The organism is Pseudomonas sp. BB438, assembly GCF_057180225.1.
Window position 1 is genome coordinate 5042268 of sequence record NZ_CM170001.1, and the last position, 17252, is coordinate 5059519.

The window sequence follows — 17252 nt, forward strand, 5'->3', positions numbered from 1 at the left end:
CGAACGGCATCAGAACTCCACCCCTTTCTGCGCCTTGATACCGGCCTTGAAGGCATGCTTCACCAGGCCCATCTCGGTCACGGTGTCGGCGGCGTCGAGCATCGCCGGCTGCGCACCGCGCCCGGTGGCGACCACGTGCTGCATCGGCGGCCGGGCGGCGATATCGGCCAGCACCGTGTCCAGTTCCAGGTAGCCGTGCTTGAGCGCGATGTTCACCTCATCCAGGACTACCAGGCCGACCTCGGGGTCGGCCAGCAACTGGCGCGCCACGTCCCAGGCGAATTGCGCCTTGGCGATGTCGCGCTGGCGGTCCTGGGTTTCCCAGGTGAAGCCTTCACCCATCACGTGGAAGCTGACTTCCTCGGGGAAACGGCGGAAGAACGCCTCCTCGCCCGTGGTGGCGGCGCCCTTGATGAACTGCACCACGCCCACCTTCATGCCGTGCCCCAGCGCGCGGGCGACCATGCCAAAGGCGGAGCTGCTCTTGCCCTTGCCGTTGCCGCTGTTGACCAGAAACACGCCGCGCTCGCCCTGGGCCTGGGCGATCTTCTCGTCGACTACCGCCTTCTTGCGCTGCATGCGCGAGCGATGGCGCTCGTCCTTTTCCGGGGATTCAGTCATGGCAAGGTTCCTTCTGAAACGGCTTGTACGGATGAACGGGATGGCACAGCCGTCAGGCTGCCAGCCGGGTGGCAGCGAACGGGGGATGGAATGGGCAGGGATGCACCGCAGGCACGCAGAAGCGCCATGCAGCAGTGGTCGCCCAGCACGAGGGCTGTCGACCTGAGGAATAGGGAATTCACCTGAAGGATTCTCCGCCGCTCTCACCCGCGCGGCACTGACCAGTCGGGGCAGGCGGAGGACGGCAACGCGCGGCGCAGGGCCGGCGTCGGCAGCGCCTCCCGCGATGCCATGCGATGCAGCAGGCCGGTCTCCGGGCTTGCGAGAGGAAGCGTCTGGCGTTTCCGAAGAACCGCGCCTTCCCATGCCGAGGCACAGTGGCAGTTTGCGGTTCGAAGCTCGCTTACCGTTGCGGGGGCAGCGCCGGAATGGTCGAACGCATCGACTTCACCGGCTTCCCTGTTTCACTCGCGGCTTGCGCCGAGAGCACCTGAAGCAGGCGCGCAGCTTAGTGGCTGGCGGCCTGGGGCGTCAATTGAACAGACTGCCGCTGGGCTCCTTGCGCGAGGCGGCAAGGGCTCTAGAAAGCCTCACACAAGTCAAGTGGTCAGGCCGCGTAAGTTCGCTAGAATGCGAGTCATGACGACGACCGCCCAACCCGGCCAGCTTCAGTACGACACGTCCGCCACCCCGCCGTTGATGCATGTCAGCGGTGACTGGACGCTCGCGCACTTTGCCACGCTCGAGGCTCAGGTGGCCGCACAGCGCAGTGCCGAATCGCCCGGCGCGCTGGACTTCACCGGTCTTGGGGCGCTGGACACCGCCGGCGCCGCCCTGCTCGCCGAGATCATCGGCGGCGCGCGCATGAGCCAGCTGGAGCAGATCGCCCGCAACCTGCCCGCCGAACGCCAGGCGCTGCTGCGAACCGTCGGCAGCGCGATCACCCAGTGCCGGCTCGACGAAAAGGCCCCGCCGCCCGGCAATGCGCTGGTCGATGTGCTGGAGCGCATCGGCATCGCCTCGCTCACGTTCAAGGACCATCTGATCGGCGTGCTGGGTTTCATCGGCCTGACTCTGCAGACGCTGCTGCGCAACCTGCTGCGTCCGCGTCGCTGGCGACTGACCTCGCTGGCCGCACACATGGAAGAAACCGGGCTGGACGCGGTGCCGATCGTCGCCCTGCTGACGTTCATGGTCGGCGCCGTGGTGGCCTTCCTCGGCGCCACGGTGCTGCAGAAGTTCGGTGCGGCGATCTACACGGTCGACCTGGTGGGGTTCTCCTTCCTCCGCGAGTTCGGTGTATTGCTCACGGCGATCCTGCTCGCCGGCCGCACCGCCAGTGCCTTCACCGCGCAGATCGGCTCGATGAAGGCCAATCAGGAAATCGACGCCATCCAGGCCCTGGGGCTGGATCCCGTCGAGCTGCTGGTACTGCCGCGTGTACTTGCCCTGCTGCTGACCCTGCCGATGCTGACTTTCCTGGCGATGATCTCCGGCATCTTCGGTGGCGGCGTGGTCTGCGCACTGAGCCTGGACATCTCGCCGCGCATGTTCCTCTACATGCTGCAGAACGACATCGCCGTGCAGCACTTCCTGGTCGGCATCGTCAAAGCCCCGGTGTTCGCCTTCATCATCGCCGTGATCGGCTGCCTGGAAGGCTTCCGCGTCAGCGGCAGCGCGCAGTCGGTGGGCGAGCACACCACGTCCAGCGTGGTCCAGTCGATCTTCGTGGTGATCCTGCTGGATGCGATGTTCGCGCTGTTCTTCATGGAGATGGGCTGGTGAGCGAGCCAATCATCGTCGTCCGCGACCTGGCCAACCGCTTCGGCACCCACGCCGTGCACGAGCACCTGGACCTCGACGTACTGAAAGGCGAGATCCTCGGCGTGGTCGGCGGTTCGGGTACCGGCAAGTCGGTCCTGCTGCGCAGCATCATCGGCCTGCGCCAACCCAGCGAGGGCAGCGTGCACGTGTTCGGGCAGAACCTGCCGGCGCTGCCACCGCTGGAGCGCTCGAAGCTCGAACGACGCTTCGGCGTGCTGTTCCAGAATGGCGCGCTGTTCTCCTCGCTGACGGTGAGCGAGAACATCTGCCTGCCGCTGATCGAGCACGCCGGGCTATCCCGCGCCGATGCGCAATTCATCGCCAAGGTGAAGATCTCCCTCGCCGGCCTGCCGCCGGACGCCGGCGCCAAGTACCCGGCCGAGCTCTCCGGTGGCATGGTCAAGCGCGCCGCGCTGGCCCGCGCCCTGGCGCTGGACCCGGATATCCTGTTTCTCGACGAACCCACTGCCGGCCTCGATCCGATTGGCGCGGCGGCCTTCGACCAACTCATCCTGACCCTGCGCGACGCCTTCGGCCTCACCGTGTTCCTGGTCACCCACGACCTGGACACCCTCTACACCATCTGCGACCGCGTCGCCGTGCTCTCGCAGAAACGCGTGCTGGTGGTGGGGCCGCTGGACCAGGTCGCCCAGACCGACGACGCCTGGGTGCAGGACTACTTCCACGGCCCGCGCGGCCGTGCCGCGCTGCAGGCCACCGAACACCTGCGGGAGGAAAGCTGAATGGAAACCCGTGCCCATCACGTGCTGATCGGCCTGTTCACCCTGGTCGTGTCGATCGGCGCGCTGCTCTTCGCTCTCTGGCTGGCGCAGTCGAGCAACGACCAGAAGTACAAGGTCTACGACGTGATCTTCAACGAGGCGGTGACCGGCCTGTCCGAAGGGGGCACGGTGCAGTACAGCGGCATCCGCGTGGGTGACGTAGTGTCCCTGCGCCTGGACCCGAACGACCCGCGCAAAGTCCGCGCGCGCATCCGCGTCTACGACAGCACCCCGATCCGCGAAGACACACGCGCCAAGCTGGCCCTCACCGGCGTGACCGGCCAGGCCATCATCCAGCTCTCCAGCGCCGCCCAGGACAGCCCGCCGCTGACCGGCAAGGACGGCGAGGTGCCGGTGATCAAGACCATCCCCTCGCCCTTCGCCAAGTTGCTGGCCAACGGCGAGGACATCGCCACCAACATCAACAACCTGATCAACAACGTGAATCGCATGTTCTCCCAGGAAAACGTCGACCGCATCAGCCGCACCCTCGACCACATCGACCAGGCCACCGGCGTGGTCGCCGAGCAGCGCGACGACATCCGCCAGACCTTCAAGGAACTGGCCGCCGCCAGCGAGCAGGCGCGCATCACCCTGGCCAACGCCAGCCAGTTGCTCGAACGCGCCAACCAGACGCTGGGCGGCAAGGGCCAGGACATCCTCGACGACACCCAGAAGACCCTCGCCTCCCTGCGCACCAGCAGTGAACGCGTGGAGCAGTTGCTGAACAGCAACTACGACTCGGTGAATGGCGGCCTCAATGGCCTGGGCGAGATAGGCCCGGCGGTCCGCGAACTGCGCTCCACCCTGGAAGACCTGCGTGGCGTCACCCGCCGCCTGCAGGAAAACCCCACCGGCTACCTGCTCGGCCGCGAGCGCAACAAGGAGTTCCAGCCATGACCGCCCTTCCCCGCGTGCTCGGCGCCGTCGCCCTGATCAGCCTGCTGGGCGCCTGCTCGATCCTCCCGGAAGCGGAAAGCCCGGACTTCTACCTGCTGCCGGCAACCCAGCAACCCGCGCGCAGCAACGCCGCGGTGAACTGGTCCCTGCGCGTCAGCGCCCCCACCGCCAGCCTGGCGCTGGATAGCAACCGCATCGCCGTGGTGCCACAGGGCAACCAACTGAGCAGCTACCAGGGCGCGCGCTGGAGCAACCGCGCCCCGGGCCTGCTGCGTGATCGCCTGCTCGACGCCTTCACCGCCAGCGGCAGCATCGCTGCCCTGAGCAGTGACGAGACCAGCCTGCAGGCCGACTTCGACCTGACGGGCGAGCTGCGCGCCTTCCAGAGCGAATACCAGAACGGCAAGCCGGTGATCCACATCCGTTACGACGCCCGCCTGGTCCGCACCCTCGGGCAACGCATCATCGCCTCGCGCACCTTCGAGGTCAGCCAGCCGGTGGATGGCAAACAGGTGCCCGACGTGGTCAGCGCCTTCGGCAAGGCGGCCGACCAGTTATCCGACCAGGTAGTGCAGTGGACGCTGCAGCAAGGGCAGCGACAACACACCACACCACCCTCCACGCCCTGATGAAAAAGGCCGGCTTTCGCCGGCCTTTTTCATGGGCGCCCAGGGATAGCCGAATCCGACGGAACCTTCCTTCACGGAATCTGCTCATATTTTGTACAAAATCTGCACAACATCTGTCGGAGCATCAGTGCCCCGCTGATAGCATTTACGTATCAGGCGAGATACATTTCCGCGCCCCGCCGGGCCAACCGGCGGCGTCCAATTTTCTCGCATGGTGCTGTCCCGGCTTGCAGCGCCCGATTTGCAGTTCGAGGAACCTTCGTTGCGCAGTCCAGGCAGTTTCCGCCACGACATCAACGGCCTGCGGGCCTGGGCGGTTGTCGCGGTGGTTTTGTATCACTTCGGTATCAGCGGCTTTACCGGCGGCTTCGTCGGCGTGGATGTCTTCTTCGTCATCTCCGGCTACCTGATGACCGGCATCATCCTGGGTGCCCTGGCTGCCCCAGCCGGTTTCTCCTTCTGGAACTTCTACCTCGCCCGTGCGCGCCGCATCCTGCCGGCACTGCTGGTGCTCTGCGCGGTGCTGCTGGCCCTGGGCTGGTTCTTCCTGCTGCCATCGGATTACCAGCGGCTGGGCAAGCATGTGTGGGGCAGCGTGCTGTTCACCTCCAACCGCATGTTCATGAAGGAAGCCGGCTATTTCGACGTGGCCTCCCATGACAAGTGGCTGCTGCACACCTGGTCACTGTCCGTGGAGTGGCAGTTCTACCTGCTCTTCCCACTGCTGCTGGTGGCCGCGTGGCGCTGGCTCGGCGGGCACCGCTGGATGCTGGCGCTGCTCGGTTCCGTGGCGCTGGCCTCCCTGGGCTATTGCATCCTGCTGGCCGACAAGGCCCCTTCACAGGCGTTCTACTTCTTCCCCGCCCGTGCCTGGGAACTGCTGGCCGGCGGCGTCATCTTCCTGATCCAGGCACGCTGGCAACCCAGCGCACGCCAGAGCGTCTGGATAGAGCGAGCCGGCATGGGATTGATCATCGGCTCGCTGCTGCTCATCACACCGGAGATGAGCTGGCCGGGCCTGCTGAGTCTGATCCCGGTCGGCGGTGCCGCGCTGGTGCTGCTGGCACGGCGTGACGATGCCAGCCTGACCGCCAATGGCCTCGCGCAATGGCTGGGAATCCGCTCCTACTCGATCTATCTCTGGCACTGGCCGGTCGTAGTGGCCCTGGCCTACCTGGAGCTGTCCCGACAGCCACTGGCAATCGCCGTCGGCCTGGCGCTGACGCTGGTGCTGGGGCACCTGTCCTACCACTGGGTGGAGCAGCCCAGCGGCCACCGCCTTGGCAACCTGCGGCCAATGGCAGCGACTGCCGCTGCGGTCGCAGCCATGCTGGTGGTGATGGGGCCGGCAAAGGTGGTGCGCAAGGCGGACTTTGCGAATCGTCTGCCCGAGGCCGTGCAACGCGTGGATGACGAGCGCGATAACCGCAACCCGCGCCTGGACGAATGCGACGCCAGGACCGAATGCCAGTACGGCGGCCCGCACACCCGTGCCATCGTGCTGGGCGACAGCCATGCCCAGGCCATCGTGAATGCTATCGTCGCCAGCCTGCCCTCCCCCAACGACGGCGTCCTGTTCATCGGCACCAGCGGCTGCCCGATCATCTTCGGCGCCCAACTGGACACGCCCAAGCAGGAAATCTGCCAGAAGATTCTCGGCCACCTGCAACAACGCCAGGCCAGTCTCCTGCCGGGCACCCCGGTGATCGTGATCAACCGGGCGTCCTATTACCTCTTCGGTGGCCTGCCAGGCGAGGCGGACGAGACACCGAACAAACCGAAACTGTATTTCGACGAGCCCGAGGACACCGCCAGCAAGGCACTACTGGCCGAATACCGCGAGCACTATGTGGCCACTGCCTGCGCGCTGGCAATGAATCATCCGCTGTACCTGGTCCGTCCAACCCCGGAAATGGGCGTGCGCGTGCCGGAGGCCATGGGCCGAGCCATGCTGCTCCAGCGCGAGCGCAAGCTGTCCGTGAGCCAGCAGACCTACCGTCAGCGCAACGCCTTCGTCAGCCAGGTGCAGGATGTTGCCAGCCAGCAGTGCGGTGCCCACCTTCTGGACCCGACCCCTTACCTGTGCGACGGCCAGCAATGCTCGGCCAGCCGCGACGGCCGTCCGCTGTACTACGACGACGATCACCTGAGCGAATTCGGCAATCGCCTGCTGGTACCGATGTTCCAGCCGATCTTCGTTGAGCGTCTCGCCGGTGAGGGTCATGCCGCTTCGCCCAGGAAGACAGAGCAATCGCCGCTCTGACCGGCACCAGCCGCATCGCAATCGATCAGAGTCCGGCATTCGCCGGGCTTTGGCTTCAATGGCAGTGATAGGGGCTTTCGCCTTCCAGTTCCTGTTCCGATTCCACGTCCCTGATGGTAACGATGGCCTTCGGGTAAACCGAGCAGAGCGAATTGCGCACGGTGTAGATGCCGCTGCCGTGGGCGAGGAACTTGCCCTTGCTCAGCTCCTTGCCCGACTCGTCGTGAGCGGTGACCTCGTAGTTGCCGGTCATGGTGATGCAGCCGGCGAGCGTCAGCAGCGAGAAGATGGGAACGAGGACTTTCATTGATTCTCCTTTGACGCGAGGCGCCCCTGCAGCCATGGCAACGGGGGACGCAGCTGTCGATCCTTGACGTATTCGCGAGAGCGGGAAGTTGCCAGCCGACCTGGCCCGGCGGATGCGAATACGACCTGAAACGGTCGTCGCAGTTCAGCCAGCGCTCCCCGCAAGCGCGCTGGTTGACGGTGTTTCAGATGAGAGGTTATCTCAGCGCTTGCCCATGGAGCGACGCGAGCCGCGCGGGTGTGGCGGACGGTACTCTGCCTTGTCGTGCGTCTTGCGGTGCTGGTAGGCGCCATTGGCCTGCTGCTGCGCAGCAAGGGCGGCCTTGGCCAGCTCGGCCAGGGAGAGCGTGGGGTGTTCTTGCGCGTTGTCGGCGCTTTCGTCGCGGGGCGGCTGCTGAGAGGACGTCATGGGTAGACCGGTTCTGAAAGGTATGAAACGGCGCACATGATAGCCGAACTCGCCCTGCTCCGGCTGCCCGTCCGCGCGAGCGGCACGGGCAGCATCTGTCAGGTCGGCGGGAAGAGCGTGTCCGGACGGGTGACGTACTCGGTCGCTTCTGCTTCAGTCATCACCCAGATCTGGCTGATCCGACTGTCCAGGCCCATCTTCAGGCCGACGAACTTGCCGCTGATCTTCGGCAGCATGCCATAGACCATGAAGCGGTTATTCTCATCGCGGATGCGGATGGAGACCGACAGCGGATAGCTCACGGTCTTGTTGTACAGCCCAAGCGTGACGACCTGGCGCAGCAGGCTGGGCTTCGGCCGTTTCAGGGTGATTACCGGATACACCGCGCTGTCGACGAAGCCCACCATCATTCCCGAGGGTATCACCCGGTCCGCCAGCGCCGGACTGCTCAGCCCCAGCATCAGGGCCAATGCGCCGAGCAACTGGAGTGTCCAGCGTTGCAGCGAGGCGCGTGAAGGTACTGCTGAAGTCATCGGATTTCCCGCCCTGGTTTTCCTGTTTTCGTTATCGCCCGGTTAAAAAAAGCCCGGATCTGAGCGTGGAGCGTAGCGGTTCGTCGCGCCGCTGTCCGCACATTGATTCACAGCCCCTGGAGATTTCCGCGGCACGAACGCGGATCACCGCGCGACATTCCCGTGCAGCCCCGCGTCACGCGTCCGCCGGCCACATTGCGGCGTGCTGGTCCGCACTCTATGGTGAGGCTTCCCGCCGCCACTCCGAGTACCCGCCATGAGCGCCCTGCGCCAAGCCCTCGCCCGCTTTTCCCGCCTCGACCTGACTGGCGGCCCGACGCTGCTGGACAAGCAGGAGCGACTCTCCGCACACCTGGGTCGCGAGCTGTACGTTAAGCGTGACGACACCACGCCCTTCGCCCTGGGCGGCAACAAGGTGCGCAAGCTGGAATTCCTCGCCGCCGACGCCCTGCAGGCCGGCGCCGATACGCTGGTAACCGCCGGCGCGATCCAGTCCAACCATGTGCGCCAGACCGCCGCCGTCGCGGCGAAGCTCGGCCTGCGTTGCGTGGCGCTGCTGGAAAATCCCATCGGCACCGATGACCGCAATTATCTGAGCAACGGCAACCGCCTGCTGCTGGACCTGTTCGGCACCGACGTCGAACTCGTGCCCAACCTCGATACCGCGGACGAACTGCTTTCGCAAACCGGCGAACGCCTGCGCCGCGAAGGCCGCAAGCCCTACATCGTGCCCATTGGCGGTTCCAATGCGCTGGGCGCCCTCGGCTACGTACGCGCCGGGCTGGAACTGGCGGAGCAGATTCATGGTAGCGGCCAGGAGTTTTCTGCCGTGGTGCTCGCCTCCGGCAGCGCCGGCACTCATGCGGGCCTGGCCATCGCGCTGGCCGAGTCGCTGCCAAAACTGGATGTCATTGGCGTCACCGTCTCGCGCAGCGATGCGGCGCAGCGACCGAAGGTCGAGGGACTGGTCGAGCGCACGCTGGAGTTGCTTGGTCACGACGCCCCGGTAGTGCCGAAAATACAACTGTGGGACGAGTATTTCGCCCCGCGCTACGGCGAACCCAATGCGGGCACGCTGGAGGCCTTGCGCCTGCTGGCGAGCCAGGAAGGGCTGCTGCTGGATCCGGTGTACACCGGCAAGGCCATGGCCGGATTGCTCGACGGCATCCGCCGCGATCGCTTCGTGAAACCCGGACCTATCCTGTTCTTGCACACCGGTGGTTCACCGGCGCTGTTTGCCTACCATTCGGCGAATTGGCCTACCTAACACTCAGAACTAGGTATGTAATTTTTTATTATTTTATTGCATAACAATTCTGCCCATATAGTCGCCACGCGTTGACTAACCTGCTTAAAACACCAAAAACGGGGACCACCATGACCTTCTCCGCACTGCGACGTCATTTCCTGCTCGCCAGCCTGACCCTCACCCTCGGCGCCAGCCTTTTTGGCCAGGCGCAGGCCGCCGACGACCTCCTCGCCCAGATCAAGTCCAAGGGTGAAGTCCGCGTCGGTCTCGAGGGTACCTACCCACCTTTCAGTTTCCAGGACGAGAACGGCAAACTCGCCGGCTTCGAAGTGGACTTCTCCAACCTGATCGCCAAGGAACTGGGCGCCACCGCCAAGCTGCAGCCGACCAAATGGGACGGCATCCTCGCGGCGCTGGAATCCAAGCGCCTGGACCTAGTGATCAACCAGGTAACCATCTCCGAGGAGCGCAAGAAGAAGTACGATTTCTCCGAGCCGTACACCGTTTCGGGCATCCAGGCGCTGGTGCGCAAGGGCGACGAAGGCAAGTACGACGCGCCGGAGAAGCTGGCTGGCGTGAAGGTCGGCGTGGGCCTGGGCACCAACTACGAGCAGTGGTTGCGGGAGCACGTGCCGCAGGCTGACGTACGCACCTACGAAGACGACCCGACCAAGTTCCAGGACCTGCGCAGCGGCCGCATCGACGTGATTCTTGTCGACCGCCTGGCCGCCTTCGACATGGTCAACAAGACCAATGGCGCCATGGCCCTCACCGGAGCGCCCTTCGCTCGCCAGGAAGCCGGCATCGCCCTGCGCAAGGGCAACCCGGAGCTGCTCGCGGCGCTGAACAAGGCCATCGAGAAGCTGCGCGCAGACGGCACCCTGAAACAGCTGTCGGAAAAGTGGTTCAAGGCTGACGTGACCCAATGATCGACGCAAGCCTGCAGCTTGCGCTGGCTTCCGCGCCCTTCCTGCTGAAGGGCGCGGTCTTCACGGTAGTCCTCAGCGTAGGCGGTATGTTCTTCGGACTACTGCTCGGATTCGCACTGGCGCTGATGCGCCTGTACGGATTCACTCCCGTGCGCTGGATCGCGCGCATCTACGTGTCGTTCTTCCGCGGCACGCCGTTGCTGGTCCAGCTCTTCATGATCTATTACGGCCTGCCCCAGGCCGGCATCGAACTCGACCCGCTGCCGGCGGCGCTGATCGGCTTCTCGCTGAACATGGCCGCCTACGTCTGCGAAATCCTTCGCGCCGCCATCGGCTCCATCGACAAGGGGCAGTGGGAAGCGGCCGCCAGTATTGGCATGACCCGCGCCGAGACCCTGCGCCGGGTGATCCTGCCGCAGGCCGCGCGCACTGCCCTGCCGCCGCTGGGCAACAGCTTCATCTCGCTGGTCAAGGACACCGCCCTGGCCGCCACCATCCAGGTGCCGGAACTGTTCCGCCAGGCCCAACTGATCACTGCGCGCACCTTCGAAGTCTTCACCATGTACCTCGCTGCCGCGCTGATCTACTGGATACTCGCCAGCATCCTGTCGCACCTGCAGAACCGCCTGGAAGACCGGGTCAACCGCCATGACCAGGAGCACGACGCATGATCGAAGTACGCCAGTTGACCAAGCAGTTCCGCGGCCAGGAGGTGCTCAAAGGCATCGACCTGACCGTCGAGGCCGGCGAAGTGGTCGCGATCATCGGCCCCAGTGGCTCGGGCAAGACCACCCTGCTGCGCTGCCTGAACCTCCTCGAAGTCCCTAACGGCGGGACCATCCAGGTCGGCGACATCCTCATCGACGCCTCCAGGCCACTCAGCGGCCAGCAGGGGCTGATCCGCAAGTTGCGCCAGCATGTGGGCTTCGTCTTCCAGAACTTCAACCTGTTCCCCCACCGCACCGCGCTGGAGAACGTGGTGGAAGGTCCGATCATCGTGAAGAAGGAGCCGCGCGCCCAGGCCATCGAGCGCGCCCGCCAGTTGCTGGCGAAGGTCGGGCTGGCCGGCAAGGAGGACTCGTACCCCAAGCGTCTCTCAGGCGGCCAGCAGCAACGCGTCGCCATCGCCCGCGCCCTGGCCATGCAGCCGGACGTGATCCTGTTCGATGAGCCCACCTCGGCGCTGGACCCGGAACTGGTCGGCGAGGTCCTGTCGACCATCCGCGGCCTGGCCCAGGAAAAGCGCACCATGGTCATCGTCACCCACGAGATGAGCTTCGCCCGCGACGTCGCGAACCGGGCGATCTTCATCGACAAGGGCGTGATCGTCGAACAGGGTGAAGCCAAGGCGCTGTTCGCCCATCCGAAGGAAGAGCGAACCCGCCAGTTCCTCAGCAAGTTCCTCGATCAGGGCGAGACACGCGCCGCCAATTAGATCTAATTAATAGATCAATATCCGCCGATATTTGCGCTTTTTTATCGATCGCGTGCGAGAGAAGATAGTCCCATGAACCGCGCGGACTGGCCCACCGGCCAGCCGCGCCCCACGAGGACTAAGTCATGATCGAACGCAGACCCTTCCAGCAACTCGGCGGCGCCAACCACGGCTGGCTCAACGCCAAGCACCACTTTTCCTTCGCCGAGTACTACGACGCCGAGCGTATGGACTGGGGCAACCTCCGCGTCTGGAACGATGACGAAATCGCCGCCGGCACAGGCTTCCCGCCGCATCCGCACCGCGAGATGGAAATCATCACCTACGTCCGCCAAGGCGCGATCACCCACCAGGACAGCCTGGGCAACAAGGGACGCACGGAAGCGGGCGACGTACAGGTGATGAGTGCGGGCTCCGGTATCGTGCACTCCGAGTACAACCTGGAGAAGGATGTCACCAAGATCTTCCAGATCTGGATCATCCCCTCGGTACGCGGCGGCACGCCGTCCTGGGGCGCCAAACCCTTCCCGAAGGGCGACCGCGCCGGGCGCTTCGTGACGCTGGCCAGTGGCTACGAAAACGACACCGACGCCCTGCGCATCCGAGCCGAAGGCCGTATGGTCGCCGCCACGCTGAAGGCCGGCCAGACCGCCGAATATGAGTTGGGCAGCGATCGCCGCGCCTATCTGGTGCCTGCAACCGGCAAGGTCGAGGTCAATGGCGTCGAGTTGCTGGCCCGCGATGGCGCCGCCATTGCCGACGAGGCGGTGGTGAAGGTCACTGCGCTGGAGGACAGCGAAGTGATTCTGGTGGATATCGCCTGACCTTGGAGGCAGTAACGAAAAAGGCACGCCGCTTGGCGTGCCTTTTCATGACGGGGCCACACTCAGATTCCGCTTGCCGCGACACCCCAGGCCACCAGGATGCCGACCAGAATCCCGGCCACGATCTCGACACGGGTATGCCCCATGCGTTCGCGCAGTGGCTTGTGGCTGGCCGCATCCAGCGCAAGCCTGTTGATAGCCGCGGCCTGTCGCCCAACCTGCTGGCGCAGGCTATTGGCATCCAGCATCACGATGAACGCCAGCGTCAATGCAACGCCAAATGCCGGTTGATCCAGCCCCTGCTTGAAGGCAACCAGTGCCGTCATGCTGCTGACGATTGAACTGTGGTTGCTCGGCAAGCCACCGTAACCGATTAGCCCAAAGGCCGGCTTGCCGGCCCTGATGCTGTTGATGGCGAACTTGCTGCAGCCTGCGACCAGCCACGCCAGGAACGGCGTTAGTACGTACGCATAGGTGCTCATGCCGGCATTCCCGGCCAGAGCGCCCACATGCAGACACCTCCCCAGGCAATGACCGTCAGCAGCAACTGCCAGTCCGCCAGCAATGCGTCAGTGGGTGACTCGCCACCATCGAGCGCCTCGACCACATACCAGTAGCGGAACAAGCCGAACAGCACCAACGGCACCGTGATCACCAGCTCAGGCTTCGCCGACATCACGAACATGCTGTAGAACAGCAGGGCACCGGTGGCGGAGATTTCCGCGTAGCGATCGACCAGCGACAGGGTGTACTTGCCAAGCACTTCGCGAGCGCCGGCGCCGCTCTTGCTCAGCTCCTGGCGACGCTTGACCGCCGCCAGGTAGAGGGCCAGGCAAAGCGTGGTGACGAACATCCAGGACGACACCGGGACGCTCAGTGCCACTGCGCCTGCGAATACCCGCAATACGAAGCCGATGGCGATAGTGAAGATATCGACCACGGGTTGGTGTTTGAGCACGAAGGTATAGGCCAGGTTAAGCAGCATGTAAGCCACGATGACTGCGACCACCTTGGGCGCTAGGAACCATCCCACTGCGAGCAAACCATACAGCAACACCAACAACACCGTTGCCGCCGAAACCGAAACAACACCTGCGGCAAGTGGACGAGACTTCGCCTTGACCGGGTGCAAGCGATCTCGCTCGATGTCGTGCATATCATTGATAACATATGTCGCCGATGACGCTATGCAGAACAGCAGCACAGCCAGCAACGCGTGACTCAGCGCAGCGGAACTGAGAAACTCGCCTGAGAAAATCAGGGGTGCGAGAACGAATCCATTCTTGACCCATTGTTTGGGACGCATCAGTTTGATCAAGCCACGCAACTGAGCTCCCGACGCACGGGTGATCGCCGACTCCTGCATCAAATTCCTACCTTGAGAAGCTAAATCAGAAGATTTTTCATGAAGCTGGTGCTTACCTACACAATTCTTGCATTAATCGCCACCGCAGCAAACATAGGTTCGCAGGATATTGTCGTCCGAATGTACAACGGCCCCTTCGCCATCCTCCTGTCGGTGGCAATGGGGACTGGGGTGGGCTTGGTGGTTAAGTACATTCTCGACAAGCGATATATTTTCGGCTTTCGCGCCCAGAGCCCTGCCCACGACGGACAGACCTTCATCCTCTATACCGTCATGGGACTGGTAACGACAGTCATTTTTTGGGGCTTCGAGCTCACGTTCCAGCATCTCTTCCAGTCCGATGGCATGCGCTATCTGGGCGGCGCGATCGGCTTAGCGATCGGGTATATCACCAAGTACCACCTGGACAAGCGCTACGTGTTCCGCATGGAGACCGCATGAGACCCGTCAACTCCTGGGGCCGCCTAGGTGCGCCGCTTCATGATGTCGTTCCGATTGTTTCACCAAACCAAGCCTCACAGCTCATAGGGGCCAGCAAACAACCGGGTCTTGCCCACGGCATGGGCAGAAGCTATGGGGACAGCTGCCTCAACCCTGGCGGCACACTCTGGCTAACCACTGGCATGGACCACCTGATCCACTTCGACGAAGACAACGGGCTTCTGACGTGCGAGGCGGGAGTACTACTGCGCGACATACAACAATTGCTGGTGCCTCGAGGGTGGATGCTGCCAGTGACCCCTGGCACTCAACTGGTAACGGTGGGCGGCGCTATCGCTAATGACGTGCACGGCAAGAACCACCATGTGCTCGGCTCCTTTGGCGATCATGTGCAGCGTATCCGTCTGCTGCGAACCGACGGCTCGACGCTGGACTGCGGCCCGCAATCCGAACCCGACTGGTTCCGCGCGACGGTGGGTGGGCTCGGGCTGACTGGGCTAATCGTCGAAGCGCAGCTGCAATTGCGCCGCGTGGCCGGCCCCTGGCTCGACACAGAGACCATTCCCTACGGCAACCTGACCGAGTTCTTCGCCCTAGCCGACAGCTCGGAAGCCAATTGGGAGCAAACGGTCTCCTGGATCGACTGCCTCTCACGCGGCGCCAGCCGCGGCATCTTCATGCGTGCGAATCCGGCGCCGAGTTGCTCACTCGCGCCACCTCGCGGCCGCAAATTGAGCGTACCACTGGTTCCTCCTCTTTCGCTGGTCAACGGCTTGTCTCTGCACCCCTTCAACGCCGCCTATTACCGCCTCAATCAGCTCAAAGCCGGCAGGGGTTTCGCCCATTACGAGCCGTTTTCCTACCCGCTGGATAATGTGCAGGACTGGAACCGCATGTACGGCCCCCGCGGGTTCTACCAGTACCAGAGCGTCGTACCACGGAGCGTGGGACAAGACGCCGTGCAGGCCATGCTGGATGCCATTTCGTCTTCGGGCGAAGGCTCCTTCCTGGCGGTACTCAAGACCTTCGGCTCCCGCAGCTCGACGGGCATGCTCGGCTTCCCGCAGCCCGGGGTCACCCTGGCCCTCGACTTCCCGAACCGAGGCGAGAGAACCCTGCGCCTGCTCGAGCGGCTTGACGCCATCGTCCGTGAAGCCGGCGGACGCCTCTATCCGGCCAAGGACGCACGCATGCCGCGTGACCTCTTCGAGTCCGGCTACCCCCTGCTGAATGAATTCTTGCCTTACCGCGACCCGGGCATCAGCTCCGGTCTGTCCCGCCGCCTGCTAGGAAGCTGAAGTGAACAGGAAACGCATCATCATCATCGGAGCGACCTCCGCCATCGCTGAGCACTGCGCCCGCCTCTGGGCGCAAGGACAGGATGTCGACATGACACTCGTCGGTCGCGACCTTCCGAGGCTGGAGCGCATCGCCACCGACCTCAGGGTCCGCAGCCCGAGCGGCGAGATCCGCTGCGCAACCGCAGACTTCATCGATCCGCAGTCCATCCAGCGGCAGGTCGATGAACTGCTGGCCAAAGGTCCTGCCGATATCGTGCTGATCGCTCACGGCTCGCTTCCCGAGCAACAGGCCTGCCAGGGCGATCTCTCGATCGCGCAGGAAGCCCTGGCGATCAACGGCATTTCACCCGTGCTGTTTGCGGAAGCTTTCGCGGCACAGATGGAGCGAAGCAATCGCGGCTCGCTGATCATCATCGGCTCGGTAGCAGGTGACCGTGGACGCAAGTCGAACTATGTCTATGGTGCCGCCAAGGGCCTGGTCAGCCGTTACGCGGAAGGCCTGCAGCACCGCTTTGCCGGCAGCAACGTCAAGGTACTGCTGGTGAAGCCCGGCCCCACCGACACCCCCATGACGGCGCATCTCAAGGGCGAAGGTGCACGCCTGGCTCCCGTGGAAGACGTGGCCAGCGACATCGTCCAGGCTAACGCCAAGGGAGTAGCGACGCTGTACACCCCGAGGAAGTGGCAATTGATCATGTGGGTCATCCGGCACATGCCGGCAGCGATCTTCAACAAGCTCAATATCTGACCCGGCATAGCCTCGCCGTACGGCGAGGTTATCCAAGCTCTAGCGCTTGCGGCAAAGACTCATCCCATCGCCTATGGGCACCAGCGAATAATCCACCCGCTCATCTCTCTGCAAAGCGAGGTTGAGCTGCTGAATCGCCCGCGTGTCCGGGCTCTCCGGCCCCGCCTCCAGCACGCGCCCGCTCCACAGCACATTGTCGAAGACAACCAGGCCGCCCTCACGCAGCAGGCTCAGAGCGTATTCGAGATAGGTGGGATAATTGGCCTTGTCCGCGTCGACGAATACCAGATCAAAACCACCCCGCTGGTTGCCCGTGACCAAGCCCTCCAACGTCTCCAGCGCCGGCCCGAGACACAGCTCGATCCGCGAGTCGACACCCGCCTCACGCCAGTGGCGGCGGGCGATATCGTGGTATTCGCCGGGGAGGTCGCAACAGGCAAGGCCTCAGCCATACACAGTGCACTGTAGCCGGTGAAGGTACCGATCTCGAGGATTCGCTTCGCACCGATCAGCCTGACCAGCAGGGCGAGAAACTGCCCCTGCTCCGGGGCATCTGCCAGCGGGACATCGGCAGGCTGGCCGTCTCGGCACGCAGTCGAGCCTTGACAGGGGAATCGCGCAGGGAGACGTCGAGGAGGTACTGGTAGAGCGAGTCGTCCAGGTTCAGCGTGCGGGTGGTCATGGGCCCTCCT

Annotated in this window: 19 protein-coding genes, 1 pseudogene and 1 riboswitch; of the genes and pseudogenes, 13 read left to right on the forward strand and 7 right to left on the reverse strand. The window is 64.0% G+C overall.

Annotated elements, in window-relative coordinates; translation table 11 throughout:
* Positions 1–9: 9 nt before the first annotated feature.
* On the reverse strand, positions 10–621 hold the full coding sequence (cobO, locus tag AC1ZV1_RS23210; RefSeq protein ID WP_484293804.1) for a cob(I)yrinic acid a,c-diamide adenosyltransferase: 612 nt from the start codon (positions 619–621) through the stop codon (positions 10–12).
* Between the two features lie 287 nt (positions 622–908).
* A riboswitch (cobalamin riboswitch) is annotated at positions 909–1130 on the reverse strand.
* Positions 1131–1260: 130 nt separating this feature from the next.
* Here cobO and AC1ZV1_RS23215 point away from each other — a divergent pair.
* The 5 genes from AC1ZV1_RS23215 (at position 1261) to AC1ZV1_RS23235 (ending at position 7019) form a co-directional block, all read left to right on the forward strand.
* Complete coding sequence (locus AC1ZV1_RS23215) at positions 1261–2406, forward strand: ABC transporter permease (RefSeq protein WP_484293805.1); 1146 nt, start codon at positions 1261–1263, stop codon at positions 2404–2406.
* The gene (locus AC1ZV1_RS23220; RefSeq protein WP_484293806.1) at positions 2403–3188 is read left to right on the forward strand and encodes an ABC transporter ATP-binding protein; all 786 of its coding nucleotides are present in this window, start codon (positions 2403–2405) and stop codon (positions 3186–3188) included. Before AC1ZV1_RS23215 ends, AC1ZV1_RS23220 begins: the two co-directional genes overlap by 4 nt.
* The gene (locus AC1ZV1_RS23225; RefSeq protein WP_484293807.1) at positions 3189–4127 is read left to right on the forward strand and encodes an MlaD family protein; all 939 of its coding nucleotides are present in this window, start codon (positions 3189–3191) and stop codon (positions 4125–4127) included.
* Positions 4124–4756 carry an ABC-type transport auxiliary lipoprotein family protein gene (locus tag AC1ZV1_RS23230; RefSeq protein ID WP_484293808.1) on the forward strand — a complete coding sequence of 211 codons (633 nt, stop codon included), beginning with the start codon at positions 4124–4126 and terminating at the stop codon, positions 4754–4756. The genes AC1ZV1_RS23225 and AC1ZV1_RS23230 overlap by 4 nt, the downstream gene beginning before the upstream one ends.
* Positions 4757–5018: 262 nt before the next feature.
* A complete protein-coding gene (locus AC1ZV1_RS23235) occupies positions 5019–7019 on the forward strand; it encodes an acyltransferase family protein (protein ID WP_484293809.1) in 2001 nt (666 codons plus the stop codon).
* Positions 7020–7074: 55 nt separating this feature from the next.
* Here AC1ZV1_RS23235 and AC1ZV1_RS23240 read toward each other — a convergent pair whose 3' ends face one another.
* The 3 genes from AC1ZV1_RS23240 to AC1ZV1_RS23250 all read right to left on the reverse strand — a co-directional run bounded on the left by AC1ZV1_RS23240 (position 7075) and on the right by AC1ZV1_RS23250 (position 8267).
* Positions 7075–7326, reverse strand: a complete 252-nt coding sequence (locus AC1ZV1_RS23240) for a hypothetical protein (RefSeq protein ID WP_484293810.1) — start codon at positions 7324–7326, stop codon at positions 7075–7077.
* 201 nt (positions 7327–7527) lie between these two features.
* The gene (locus tag AC1ZV1_RS23245) at positions 7528–7734 is read right to left on the reverse strand and encodes a hypothetical protein (protein ID WP_484293811.1); all 207 of its coding nucleotides are present in this window, start codon (positions 7732–7734) and stop codon (positions 7528–7530) included.
* Positions 7735–7832: 98 nt separating this feature from the next.
* On the reverse strand, positions 7833–8267 hold the full coding sequence (locus tag AC1ZV1_RS23250; protein WP_484293812.1) for a hypothetical protein: 435 nt from the start codon (positions 8265–8267) through the stop codon (positions 7833–7835).
* Positions 8268–8523: 256 nt separating this feature from the next.
* Here AC1ZV1_RS23250 and AC1ZV1_RS23255 point away from each other — a divergent pair, with 256 nt between their 5' ends.
* The 5 genes from AC1ZV1_RS23255 (at position 8524) to AC1ZV1_RS23275 (ending at position 12704) form a co-directional block, all read left to right on the forward strand.
* A complete protein-coding gene (locus AC1ZV1_RS23255; protein WP_484293813.1) occupies positions 8524–9534 on the forward strand; it encodes a D-cysteine desulfhydrase in 1011 nt (336 codons plus the stop codon).
* Positions 9535–9644: 110 nt separating this feature from the next.
* Positions 9645–10445, forward strand: a complete 801-nt coding sequence (tcyJ, locus tag AC1ZV1_RS23260; RefSeq protein WP_484293814.1) for a cystine ABC transporter substrate-binding protein — start codon at positions 9645–9647, stop codon at positions 10443–10445.
* Positions 10442–11116: a cystine ABC transporter permease gene (tcyL, locus tag AC1ZV1_RS23265; protein ID WP_484293815.1), complete on the forward strand. Its 675-nt coding sequence runs from the start codon at positions 10442–10444 to the stop codon at positions 11114–11116. Before tcyJ ends, tcyL begins: the two co-directional genes overlap by 4 nt.
* Positions 11113–11880 (forward strand): L-cystine ABC transporter ATP-binding protein TcyN, encoded by a 768-nt coding sequence (gene tcyN, locus AC1ZV1_RS23270; RefSeq protein WP_484293816.1) that lies wholly within the window; start codon positions 11113–11115, stop codon positions 11878–11880. The genes tcyL and tcyN overlap by 4 nt, the downstream gene beginning before the upstream one ends.
* 125 nt (positions 11881–12005) lie before the next feature.
* Positions 12006–12704, forward strand: a complete 699-nt coding sequence (locus AC1ZV1_RS23275; RefSeq protein ID WP_484293817.1) for a pirin family protein — start codon at positions 12006–12008, stop codon at positions 12702–12704.
* 62 nt (positions 12705–12766) lie between these two features.
* On the opposite strand, the gene AC1ZV1_RS23280 is transcribed toward AC1ZV1_RS23275, so the two are convergent.
* Positions 12767–13186 carry a divergent PAP2 family protein gene (locus AC1ZV1_RS23280; RefSeq protein WP_484293818.1) on the reverse strand — a complete coding sequence of 140 codons (420 nt, stop codon included), beginning with the start codon at positions 13184–13186 and terminating at the stop codon, positions 12767–12769.
* Complete coding sequence (locus AC1ZV1_RS23285; protein ID WP_484293819.1) at positions 13183–14070, reverse strand: decaprenyl-phosphate phosphoribosyltransferase; 888 nt, start codon at positions 14068–14070, stop codon at positions 13183–13185. The genes AC1ZV1_RS23280 and AC1ZV1_RS23285 overlap by 4 nt, the downstream gene beginning before the upstream one ends.
* A 39-nt stretch (positions 14071–14109) precedes the next feature.
* Here AC1ZV1_RS23285 and AC1ZV1_RS23290 point away from each other — a divergent pair, with 39 nt between their 5' ends.
* The 3 genes from AC1ZV1_RS23290 to AC1ZV1_RS23300 are packed head-to-tail and all read left to right on the forward strand — an operon-like array spanning position 14110 to position 16560.
* On the forward strand, positions 14110–14511 hold the full coding sequence (locus tag AC1ZV1_RS23290) for a GtrA family protein (RefSeq protein WP_484293820.1): 402 nt from the start codon (positions 14110–14112) through the stop codon (positions 14509–14511).
* Positions 14508–15809 carry an FAD-binding oxidoreductase gene (locus AC1ZV1_RS23295; RefSeq protein WP_484293821.1) on the forward strand — a complete coding sequence of 434 codons (1302 nt, stop codon included), beginning with the start codon at positions 14508–14510 and terminating at the stop codon, positions 15807–15809. The genes AC1ZV1_RS23290 and AC1ZV1_RS23295 overlap by 4 nt, the downstream gene beginning before the upstream one ends.
* Position 15810: 1 nt before the next feature.
* The gene (locus AC1ZV1_RS23300) at positions 15811–16560 is read left to right on the forward strand and encodes an SDR family NAD(P)-dependent oxidoreductase (protein ID WP_484293822.1); all 750 of its coding nucleotides are present in this window, start codon (positions 15811–15813) and stop codon (positions 16558–16560) included.
* A 39-nt stretch (positions 16561–16599) separates the two neighbouring features.
* On the opposite strand, the pseudogene AC1ZV1_RS23305 reads toward AC1ZV1_RS23300, so the two are convergent.
* Positions 16600–17242, reverse strand: a pseudogene (locus tag AC1ZV1_RS23305) (O-methyltransferase).
* Positions 17243–17252: the final 10 nt, after the last annotated feature.

Bases quoted from the DNA above. Each gene is read 5' to 3' on its own strand.
- AC1ZV1_RS23245 (WP_484293811.1), bottom strand. From the start codon at position 7,734: ATGACGTCCTCTCAGCAGCCGCCCCGCGACGAAAGCGCCGACAACGCG.
- AC1ZV1_RS23225 (WP_484293807.1), top strand. From the start codon at position 3,189: ATGGAAACCCGTGCCCATCACGTGCTGATCGGCCTGTTCACCCTGGTC.
- AC1ZV1_RS23275 (WP_484293817.1), top strand. From the start codon at position 12,006: ATGATCGAACGCAGACCCTTCCAGCAACTCGGCGGCGCCAACCACGGC.
- AC1ZV1_RS23230 (WP_484293808.1), top strand. From the start codon at position 4,124: ATGACCGCCCTTCCCCGCGTGCTCGGCGCCGTCGCCCTGATCAGCCTG.
- AC1ZV1_RS23215 (WP_484293805.1), top strand. From the start codon at position 1,261: ATGACGACGACCGCCCAACCCGGCCAGCTTCAGTACGACACGTCCGCC.
- AC1ZV1_RS23285 (WP_484293819.1), bottom strand. From the start codon at position 14,070: ATGCAGGAGTCGGCGATCACCCGTGCGTCGGGAGCTCAGTTGCGTGGC.
- AC1ZV1_RS23240 (WP_484293810.1), bottom strand. From the start codon at position 7,326: ATGAAAGTCCTCGTTCCCATCTTCTCGCTGCTGACGCTCGCCGGCTGC.
- cobO (WP_484293804.1), bottom strand. From the start codon at position 621: ATGACTGAATCCCCGGAAAAGGACGAGCGCCATCGCTCGCGCATGCAG.
- tcyL (WP_484293815.1), top strand. From the start codon at position 10,442: ATGATCGACGCAAGCCTGCAGCTTGCGCTGGCTTCCGCGCCCTTCCTG.
- tcyJ (WP_484293814.1), top strand. From the start codon at position 9,645: ATGACCTTCTCCGCACTGCGACGTCATTTCCTGCTCGCCAGCCTGACC.
- AC1ZV1_RS23290 (WP_484293820.1), top strand. From the start codon at position 14,110: ATGAAGCTGGTGCTTACCTACACAATTCTTGCATTAATCGCCACCGCA.
- AC1ZV1_RS23255 (WP_484293813.1), top strand. From the start codon at position 8,524: ATGAGCGCCCTGCGCCAAGCCCTCGCCCGCTTTTCCCGCCTCGACCTG.
- AC1ZV1_RS23295 (WP_484293821.1), top strand. From the start codon at position 14,508: ATGAGACCCGTCAACTCCTGGGGCCGCCTAGGTGCGCCGCTTCATGAT.
- AC1ZV1_RS23280 (WP_484293818.1), bottom strand. From the start codon at position 13,186: ATGAGCACCTATGCGTACGTACTAACGCCGTTCCTGGCGTGGCTGGTC.
- tcyN (WP_484293816.1), top strand. From the start codon at position 11,113: ATGATCGAAGTACGCCAGTTGACCAAGCAGTTCCGCGGCCAGGAGGTG.
- AC1ZV1_RS23250 (WP_484293812.1), bottom strand. From the start codon at position 8,267: ATGACTTCAGCAGTACCTTCACGCGCCTCGCTGCAACGCTGGACACTC.